The following is a 9,024-nucleotide window of genomic DNA, read 5'->3' as shown; positions in this document are numbered from 1 at the left end:
CCCGCCCGCTCGTTCACCCCGCAACGCCAAGCGGGAGCAGGGCCCCCACACACAGACGGACCCCGGGCGCCCCGCCCGGACCCCGCTCAGTTCAACGACGGGTCGTCCGGATAGGTCGCCACCATCGCCAGCTCGCTGCGCTGGCGCCGCAGCACCGCCCGCCACAGCCGCTCCGGGTCCGGCGACGAGACGTCACCCGGCTCGGACTCGACCACGTACCAGGCGCCTTCCGCCAGCTCGTTCTCCAGCTGGCCCGGTCCCCAGCCCGAATAGCCCGCGAAGATCCGCAGGGAGCCGAGGGCCGAGGCGAGGAGCTCCGGCGGGGCCTCCAGGTCGACGAGGCCGATCGCGCCGTGCACACGGCGGAAGCCGATGGGGTCCGCGGGGACGGGGGACCGTGCGCCCGCCCGCGGCCGGGCACGCGGCGGCGCCCCCTTCTCACCGGGGATCACCGCGACCCCGAGCGCCGAGTCCAGCGAGACGGGACCGCCCTGGAAGACCACTCCGGGCGCACCGGCGAGCTCCCCCCAGCCCTCCAGGATGTCGGCGACGTCCACCGGGGTCGGGCGGTTCAGGACCACGCCGAGCGAGCCCTTCTCGTCGTGGTCGAGGAGCAGCACCACCGCGCGGTCGAAGTTCGGGTCCGCCAGGGCCGGTGTGGCCACGAGCAGCCGGCCTGTGAGCGAGGACACCTCGGTCATGGACCACATGATCCCGCATCTTTGCCCTGCGCGGGGAGGCAATGCGCAGACCGGAGTGAATGCAGCTCAGAGCCGCGGAGGGGCGGCTGGGACACCCGTTGCGGACGGTGACCCGGGGTGTCCGGTTACGCACGGTTCGTGTTGTCACGAACTCATGACGTGGTTTGTGCGTCCTCAGCCTTACGGAAGGGGGGTACGCGGCCATTACGCTTGGCCCTTTGGTCCCCCCGTCCATCCAATCGGAACGCGAGATTCATGACCGTCACCGATGATGTCCTGCTTGTCCACGGCGGTACTCCGCTCGAGGGCGAGATCCGTGTCCGCGGCGCGAAGAACCTCGTGCCAAAGGCCATGGTGGCCGCGCTGCTCGGCAGCGCCCCGAGCCGGCTGCGCAATGTCCCCGACATCCGTGACGTACGCGTCGTGCGCGGCCTGCTGCAGCTGCACGGCGTGACGGTCCGCCCCGGCGAGGAGCCGGGCGAGCTCATCATGGACCCGTCCCACGTGGAGAGCGCGAACGTCGCCGACATCGACGCCCACGCGGGCTCGTCGCGCATTCCGATCCTCTTCTGCGGCCCGCTGCTGCACCGCCTCGGGCACGCCTTCATCCCCGGCCTCGGCGGCTGCGACATCGGCGGCCGGCCGATCGACTTCCACTTCGAGGTGCTCCGCCAGTTCGGCGCCACCATCGAGAAGCGTGAGGGCGGTCAGTACCTGGAGGCCCCGCAGCGCCTGCGCGGCACCAAGATCCGTCTGCCGTACCCGTCCGTGGGCGCCACCGAGCAGGTCCTGCTCACCGCCGTGCTCGCGGAGGGCGTGACCGAGCTCTCGAACGCCGCGGTCGAGCCGGAGATCGAGGACCTGATCTGCGTCCTGCAGAAAATGGGCGCGATCATCGCCATGGACACGGACCGGACCATCCGGATCACCGGTGTCGACAGCCTCGGCGGCTACAACCACCACGCCCTCTCGGACCGCCTGGAGGCCGCCTCCTGGGCTTCCGCGGCCCTGGCGACCGAAGGCAACATCTACGTCCGCGGCGCCCAGCAGCGCTCGATGATGACGTTCCTGAACACCTACCGGAAGGTGGGCGGTGCCTTCGAGATCGACGACGAGGGCATCCGCTTCTGGCACCCGGGCGGCTCGCTCAACGCGATCGCCCTGGAGACGGACGTGCACCCCGGCTTCCAGACCGACTGGCAGCAGCCGCTCGTCGTGGCCCTGACGCAGGCCGCGGGCCTGTCCATCGTCCACGAGACGGTCTACGAGTCCCGTCTCGGCTTCACCTCGGCGCTCAACCAGATGGGCGCGCACATCCAGCTCTACCGCGAGTGCCTCGGCGGCTCCGACTGCCGCTTCGGCCAGCGGAACTTCCTCCACTCGGCGGTCGTCAGCGGCCCCACGAAGCTCCAGGGCGCCGATCTGGTCATCCCCGACCTGCGCGGCGGCTTCTCGTACCTCATCGCGGCGCTGGCGGCGCAGGGCACGTCCCGTGTCCACGGCATCGACCTGATCAACCGCGGCTACGAGAACTTCATGGAGAAGCTCGTGGAGCTCGGCGCGAAGGTCGAGCTGCCCGGCAAGGCCCCGCTGGCCTAGGTCCTGCCGCAGGCCCCGGCCCGGGGCTGGACGGCACGACGAGAGCACGACGGCACGCGAAAGGGGCGGCCACCCGAATGGGTGGCCGCCCCTTTCAGCTGCTCGGGGCTACTTGCCCTTCGCCGCTTCCTTCAGCTTGGAACCAGCCGAAACCTTGACGCTGTAACCGGCCGGGATGTTGATCGGCTCACCGGTCTGCGGGTTGCGGGCGGTGCGAGCGGCACGGTGGGTGCGCTCGAAGGTCAGGAAGCCGGGGATGGTGACCTTCTCGTCGCCCTTGGCAACGATCTCGCCGACGGTCTCGGCGAACGCGGCCAGCACGGCGTCGGCGTCCTTGCGGGTCACCTCGGCGCGGTCGGCCAGCGCGGCCACCAGCTCACTGCGGTTCATGTTTGTACTCCCGTGTTCTTTTGCCGTTGAGGCGTGCCACGCGGCAGAGCCGCATGATGGGCACAGCGAAGACGATGCTGCCAGGGTCCTCGGACAGTCCCCGGACCCGGGTCTGACCTCAGACCCTCGCGCCCGATTACGCATCCTGCCCCCACCTGCGGCGGGAAAGCCAATCCGGCGCCCTTGGGGGTCACACGAAAAGCGTCCGCCGCCCCTGAAATGCCGGGGGCCGGGAGGGCTATCTGCCAAGCCACCCTAGAGGGGCCTTGTGGGGCCCGGGTCCTTCGACGCGCCGTGTCCCTAGGCCGTGGCGCCTGTCACAGCGGACCCCGCGGCCTTCGCCGCGGTGCGCACGGCGTCGGCCACGGCGGGCGCGACCTTGTCGTTGAAGACGCTGGGGATGATGTAGTTCCGGTTGAGCTCGTCCTCGGCGACGACGTCCGCCAGGGCGCCCGCCGCGGCCAGCATCATCTCTGTGTTGACCGTGCGCGACTGGGCGTCGAGCAGGCCGCGGAAGACGCCGGGGAAGACCAGGACGTTGTTGATCTGGTTCGGGAAGTCCGAGCGTCCGGTGGCCACAACTGCCGCCGTCTGGCGGGCGATTGCCGGGTCGACCTCGGGGTCCGGGTTCGCGAGCGCGAACACGATGGCACCCTCGGCCATGGCGGCCACGTCGTCGCCGTTCAGGACGTTCGGAGCGGAGACGCCGATGAAGACGTCGGCGCCGACCACGGCCTCCTTGAGGGTGCCGGTGAGGCCCTCGGGGTTGGTGTTGTCGGCGATCCAGCGCAGCGGCGAGTCCGCGTCGGCGCCCACCAGGTCCTCGCGGTCGGCGTGCACGACGCCGTGGATGTCGGCCACGACGGCGTTCTTGACGCCGGCGGCCAGCAGGAGCTTGAGGATGGCCGTGCCGGCCGCTCCGGCGCCCGACATGACCACGCGCACGTCGCCGATGCCCTTGCCCACCACACGCAGGGCGTTGGTGAGGGCGGCGAGGACGACGATGGCGGTGCCGTGCTGGTCGTCGTGGAAGACGGGGATGTCGAGGGCCTCGCGCAGCCGGGCCTCGATCTCGAAGCAGCGGGGCGCGGAGATGTCCTCCAGGTTGATGCCCGCGAAGCCGGGGGCGATGGCCTTGACGATCTCGACGATGGCGTCGGTGTCCTGGGTGTCCAGGCAGATCGGCCAGGCGTCGATGCCGGCGAAGCGCTTGAAGAGGGCCGCCTTGCCCTCCATGACGGGCAGCGCGGCCTTCGGGCCGATGTTGCCGAGGCCCAGAACGGCCGATCCGTCCGTTACGACCGCAACGGAGTTGCGCTTGATGGTCAGACGGCGCGCGTCCTCGGGGTTCTCGGCGATCGCCATGCAGACGCGGGCGACGCCCGGCGTGTAGACCATGGACAGGTCGTCACGGTTGCGGATGGGGTGCTTGGACGCCATCTCGATCTTGCCGCCGAGGTGCATCAGGAACGTACGGTCGGAGACCTTGCCGAGGGTGACGCCCTCGATGGTGCGCAGCTGCTCGACGATCTCGTCGGCGTGCGTGGTGGAGGACGCCGCGATCGTCACGTCGATCCGCAGCATCTCGTGGCCGGAGGCCGTGACGTCGAGGCCGGTGACCGAGCCCCCGGATGACTCGACGGCCGTGGTGAGCTGGGAGACCGCCGTTCCGCTCGCGGGCACCTCCAGCCGGACCGTCATCGAGTAGGAGACGCTGGGCGCCGTTGCCATGGCCGACTTCCTCTGCTTTCACCTTGTAGCTCTTGCCGTCCGATGGTCGCACCTACCGCCGAGTACGTGGTAGCCGCCCCGGATTGAGAACGTTTTGTTCACCGGCCAGTGCGCTGCGTTTTTGGAAACTTGTTTCCACCATACGAGAAGTCGCCCAAAACAGAAAGAGGCCCACGTCACTTGGTGACGTGGGCCTCTCGAAGACTGATGACACCGACCCGCCATGCTCGCCTCGCGGCAAGTGGTCGCTCGTAGCGACGATGGTTGGGCCCGGGGGCTTGGATCGGGCCGGTGCCACATCCAAGGTAACAAACGAACCCCGTAAGGCAATTCCCGTACCGCGCATCCGTGCGCTCTCTTCGCGGCCGGTCACCCGGCCGCCTCGCGGTCAGTCCCTCAAGAGGTCCGGCACACCCTCCGCGTCCGGCTCGTCGCGCTCCCCCGAAAGGACCGTGAGTTGCTGCGTCGCACGGGTCAGCGCCACGTACAGGACGCGCAGGCCCGCCGGGGACTCGTCCGCGATCTCCGCGGGCGAGACGACGAGCGTCGCGTCGTACTCCAGGCCCTTGGCCTCCAGGCTGCCGAGCGCCACGACGCGGTCCCCCAGCCCCGCCAGCCAGCGCGCCGCCTGCTCGCGCCGGTTCATCGCCACGACGACGCCGACCGTCCCGTCGACCCGCTCAAGGAGCCGCGCCGCCTCCTCCCGCACGGACGCGGCGAGGTCCTTGTCCCGCACGACGGCGAACCGGGGCCGCAGTCCGGTCGAGCGGACCGCCGACGGGGACTCGGCGCCCGGCATCGCCAGGGCGAGCACCTTGGCGGCGAGCTCCGCGATCTCGGCGGGGTTGCGGTAGTTGACGGTGAGCGTGAAGCGGCGGCGCGGCCGGGTGCCGAGGGCCTCGTCGCGCGCCTCGCCCGCCTCGTCCGGGTCCGACCAGGAGGACTGGGCCGGGTCGCCGACGACGGTCCAGGTGGCGTGCCGGCCGCGGCGGCCGACCATGCGCCACTGCATGGGGGTCAGGTCCTGCGCCTCGTCGACGATGACGTGCGCGTACTCGGTGCGCTCCGCCGCGAGGCGCTCGGCTCGCTCGCGCTGGGACTCCTCGCGCTGCGGCATCAGCTCTTCGAGTCCGGTGAGCAGGTCGAGGGGGTCGAGTTCACGCTTCTTCTTGGGCCGGTGCGGCGTGCCGAGGATCGCCTGCAGCTCGTCGAGGAGCGCCACGTCGTGCACGGACAGGGCGTCGCGCCGCAACGAGCGGGCGACCTTGCGGACCTCGCCCGGGTTGAGGATGCGGCGGGCCCAGCGGCCGAGGCACTTCTCGTCGCTCATCGCGGTGAGCACCCCGCGCGGGGTGAGCTCCGGCCACCAGGCGTCGAGGAAGTGGATGAAGTCGTCCTCGGACGTGATGTCGTCGTCGAAGGAGGAGCGGAGTTCCGCGGCGAGCTCGGGGTCGGTGTGGCGTCCGGCCGCGCCGGACTGCGACCACAGGGCGTCCAGGAGGAGCTTGCGGGCGCGCGGACGCAGCAGGTTGACGGGGGCGGTGCCGCCCAGGGCGTTGCGGCGGATGCGGTTCAGCTGGTCGGCGTCCAGTTCGAGACGGCGGCCGAAGGCGACGACGCGCAGCCGGGTGGGGGTGGCGGCCGCGGCGGCCGACGGCTCCTCGGGCTCGTCCCCGAAGGCCAGCTGTCCGTCCTGCGGGGCCGGGGTCCGCACCGGGGCGGCCACCCCTTCCAGCGCCCCGCGCGCCGCCTTCCGCAGCACCTTCAGCATCCGCGACGAGCCCTTGGCCCGCGCCACCGCCGGGCTGTCGTACTCCGTCGCCTCCACGCCCTCCACCAGCGAGCCGACCGCGCGGATCGCGACCTGCCCCTCCTCGCCGAGGGAGGGCAGCACGCCCTCCGTGTAGGCGACCAGGAGCGGGGTCGGGGAGACGATGAGGATACCGCCCGAGTACCGGCGACGGTCCTGGTAGAGGAGGTACGCGGCCCGGTGCAGCGCCACCGCCGTCTTGCCGGTGCCGGGGCCGCCCTCCACGTACGTCACCGACGCGGCGGGCGCGCGGATCACCAGGTCCTGCTCGGCCTGGATCGACGCCACGATGTCCCGCATCGAGTGGCTGCGGGCCTGGCCGAGCGCCGCCATCAGGGCACCGTCGCCGATGACCGGGAGCACCTCGCCGGCGAGGCGGGCGGTGAGCTCCGGGCGCATCAGGTCGTCCTCTACGCCCAGGACCTTGCGGCCCTTGGAGCGGATGACGCGGCGGCGCACGACACGGCCCGGGTCGACCGGGGTCGAGCGGTAGAACGGCGCGGCGGCGGGCGCCCGCCAGTCGATGACCAGCGGGGAGTAGTCCGCGTCGAGGACGCCGATGCGGCCGATGTGCAGCGTCTCCGCGATCTCCGCGTACTTGCCGCTCTCGTCCTCGCGGACCGCGCCCTCCGCCGGTTCGACCGCCGTGTACGCGCCGTCCGGGCCCTTCTTGCCGTCCTTGCCCAGGAGCAGGTCGATCCGCCCGAAGAGGAAGTCCTCGAACTCGTTGTTGAGCCGGTTCAGATGGACGCCCGCGCGGAAGACCTGCGCGTCGCGCTCGGCGAGCGCGCCCGGCGTACCGACCTGGGAGCGCTTGGCCGCGTCGTTCATCAGGAACTCCGCCTCGTGGATCTTCTCCTCGAGACGTCGGTAGACCTGGTCGAGATGTTCCTGTTCGACGCTGATCTCGCGGTCGCGTGTGCCTGACGGCATTACTGCGTTGACGTCGGCCACCGAGGCCCCTTTCGCACCGTGCTGCTGCCCCTACCGAGCAGCCGTCCACCTTAGGCGAAAGGGGCCCATCCTGTGCACTTGTCGTGCGCTACACGTCGACCTTGACCAGCCGGTCCCCGTCGAACGTGGTCACCTCGAAGTGGTCGATCTCGTTGCGGTCCATGGCGGCGCCCCCGTGGACGTACAGCGGACCGCGCGCCCATTTGTCCGGGCTGTCCTTGATCCCGTACCCCCACGCGGGCACCGACCAGCTGCTGACCGTCTCCTTCTCGCCGTCCTTGCCGACCGCGATCAGCGAGCACTTCAGCGGACCCTTGACGTTCTTCAGCTCCAGGACGGTGTGCGTGCCCCACGGCTTCTTCTCCGTGCCGACCGTGGCGCTGACCTTGGTCGTCGGGTCCGTGGCCCGCGCCTTCTCCTCCATGTGGTGGAAGAACGCGTCCTCGGCGGGGCTGGTGGGGTGCGGGTCGGCCGCCACGTCCTTCGAGCCGCCGTCGCCGGTCACCGCGAGGACCGCGAGCGGACCGCCGACGATCAGCGTGACCGCCGCCGCCACCAGGTACAGACCGCGCCTGCGCCCGCGCTCCCGCTTGACGGACACCTCCGCGACGAGGCGCTCCGCGAGGCGGGGGCTCGGCCGGGCGGCGAGCTGCTCGCCGATCGCGGGGACGCCGCGCGGGCCGGGGAAGTCCGCGAGCGCGGCCAGCATCGGCTCCATGCCGGAGAGCTCGTCCAGCTGCTGCCTGCACGGCCCGCACCCGGCGAGGTGCGCCTCGAACCGCGTGGCCTCCACGTCGTCCAGGATCCCCAGGGCGTAGGCGCCGACGGTCTCGTGGAGGTCGTCGTCCTGCCGCGCCTCGTGGTGGCTGTGGAAATCGGTCATGCTGTCACCCCCCGCTCCTCGAGCGCCAGCTTCATCGAGCGAAGCGCGTAGAAGACCCGTGAACGGACCGTCCCGCTGGGTATGCCCAGCGTCTCGGCCGCCTCATTGACCGTACGCCCTTTGAAGTAGGTCTCTACAAGTACCTCCCGATGCGCGGGAGTCAGGTCCTCCAGTGCGTCCGAAAGCGTCATCAGCCACAGCGCCCTATCGATCTCGTCCTCCGCGGGGATGACCTCCAGCGGCGACGGATCGACCTCCTGCGGCCGGGCCTGCCGGCTGCGGTGACCGTCGATGACGATGCGCCGGGCGACCGTCACCAGCCAGGGGCGTACCGAACCGGTAGCACTGTTGAGCTGACCGGCGTTCTTCCAGGCACGGATGAGCGTCTCCTGCACGACGTCCTCGGCCCGCTGCCGGTCGCCGGCCACCAGCCGGAGCACATAGGCGAGAAGGGGTCCCGCGTGCTCCTGGTAGAGGGCGCGCATCAACTCCTCGTCCGGGCCCGGGGGCCGGCCGAGGCGATGGCGGTGCGGCTGCGGGCGCTCATCGGCCACGGCGGAATCCTTGCGCACGCGTACCTCCGGTGTCCGCACTTTCGGCGGGTCGGGCGGGTCTCACGACGGAGGTACGTAGGCGGGGCGCCGGGCGTTCAACGGTCGCGTACGTTCGTGCGGTTGGGGGCGTGGGGGCGGGGAGGGAGCCGGGCTCGGCTCAGGGGCGGGCGAGCGCCGCCCTCCGGCGGTGCCGGGCCACCCGCTCCCGGTTGCCGCACACCTCGCTGGAGCACCAGCGGCGACGGCGGCCGCGGGACGTGTCGAGGTACACGATCGGGCAGTTGTCGCCCTCGCACTGCCGGAGCAGGGCGCGGGCCGCCGGGTCGGTGAGCAGGTCGACGGCATCCCTGGCGACGGCGGCGACGAGCGCCGCGCAGCCGGGCTCGCCGCGCAGGACGCGGA

General features: G+C 71.2%; 8 protein-coding genes. 1 reads left to right on the top strand and 7 read right to left on the bottom strand.

All coding sequences use genetic code 11. The features are described from left to right. Window positions 1–86 precede the first annotated feature (86 nt). Window positions 87–701, bottom strand: a complete 615-nt coding sequence (locus AOK03_RS20140; protein WP_055566702.1) for a YqgE/AlgH family protein — start codon at window positions 699–701, stop codon at window positions 87–89. Window positions 702–956: 255 nt separating this feature from the next. Here AOK03_RS20140 and murA point away from each other — a divergent pair, with 255 nt between their 5' ends. Continuing rightward, on the top strand, window positions 957–2,300 hold the full coding sequence (murA, locus tag AOK03_RS20135; protein WP_055566701.1) for a UDP-N-acetylglucosamine 1-carboxyvinyltransferase: 1,344 nt from the start codon (window positions 957–959) through the stop codon (window positions 2,298–2,300). 108 nt (window positions 2,301–2,408) lie between these two features. Here murA and AOK03_RS20130 read toward each other — a convergent pair whose 3' ends face one another. From AOK03_RS20130 to AOK03_RS20105, 6 genes are all read right to left on the bottom strand, one after another. Further along, window positions 2,409–2,690 carry an HU family DNA-binding protein gene (locus tag AOK03_RS20130; protein WP_016645140.1) on the bottom strand — a complete coding sequence of 94 codons (282 nt, stop codon included), beginning with the start codon at window positions 2,688–2,690 and terminating at the stop codon, window positions 2,409–2,411. A 300-nt stretch (window positions 2,691–2,990) separates the two neighbouring features. Then, window positions 2,991–4,421, bottom strand: coding sequence for an NAD-dependent malic enzyme (locus AOK03_RS20125; protein ID WP_055566700.1), 1,431 nt, complete (start codon window positions 4,419–4,421; stop codon window positions 2,991–2,993). Window positions 4,422–4,809: 388 nt separating this feature from the next. Next, window positions 4,810–7,164 (bottom strand): HelD family protein, encoded by a 2,355-nt coding sequence (locus AOK03_RS20120; RefSeq protein WP_055566699.1) that lies wholly within the window; start codon window positions 7,162–7,164, stop codon window positions 4,810–4,812. A gap of 109 nt (window positions 7,165–7,273) precedes the next feature. Then, window positions 7,274–8,068, bottom strand: a complete 795-nt coding sequence (locus AOK03_RS20115; protein ID WP_055566698.1) for a zf-HC2 domain-containing protein — start codon at window positions 8,066–8,068, stop codon at window positions 7,274–7,276. Continuing rightward, window positions 8,065–8,640 (bottom strand): sigma-70 family RNA polymerase sigma factor, encoded by a 576-nt coding sequence (locus AOK03_RS20110; protein ID WP_055566697.1) that lies wholly within the window; start codon window positions 8,638–8,640, stop codon window positions 8,065–8,067. The genes AOK03_RS20115 and AOK03_RS20110 overlap by 4 nt, the downstream gene beginning before the upstream one ends. A gap of 139 nt (window positions 8,641–8,779) precedes the next feature. Then, a partial coding sequence (locus AOK03_RS20105) for a CGNR zinc finger domain-containing protein (RefSeq protein WP_244177672.1) occupies window positions 8,780–9,024 on the bottom strand: 245 nt, incomplete at its 5' end.

The sequence above is a fragment of the Streptomyces atriruber genome (assembly GCF_001418325.1).
GTDB lineage: Bacteria > Actinomycetota > Actinomycetes > Streptomycetales > Streptomycetaceae > Streptomyces > Streptomyces atriruber.
This window is presented reverse-complemented; position numbering and strand designations above follow the sequence as displayed.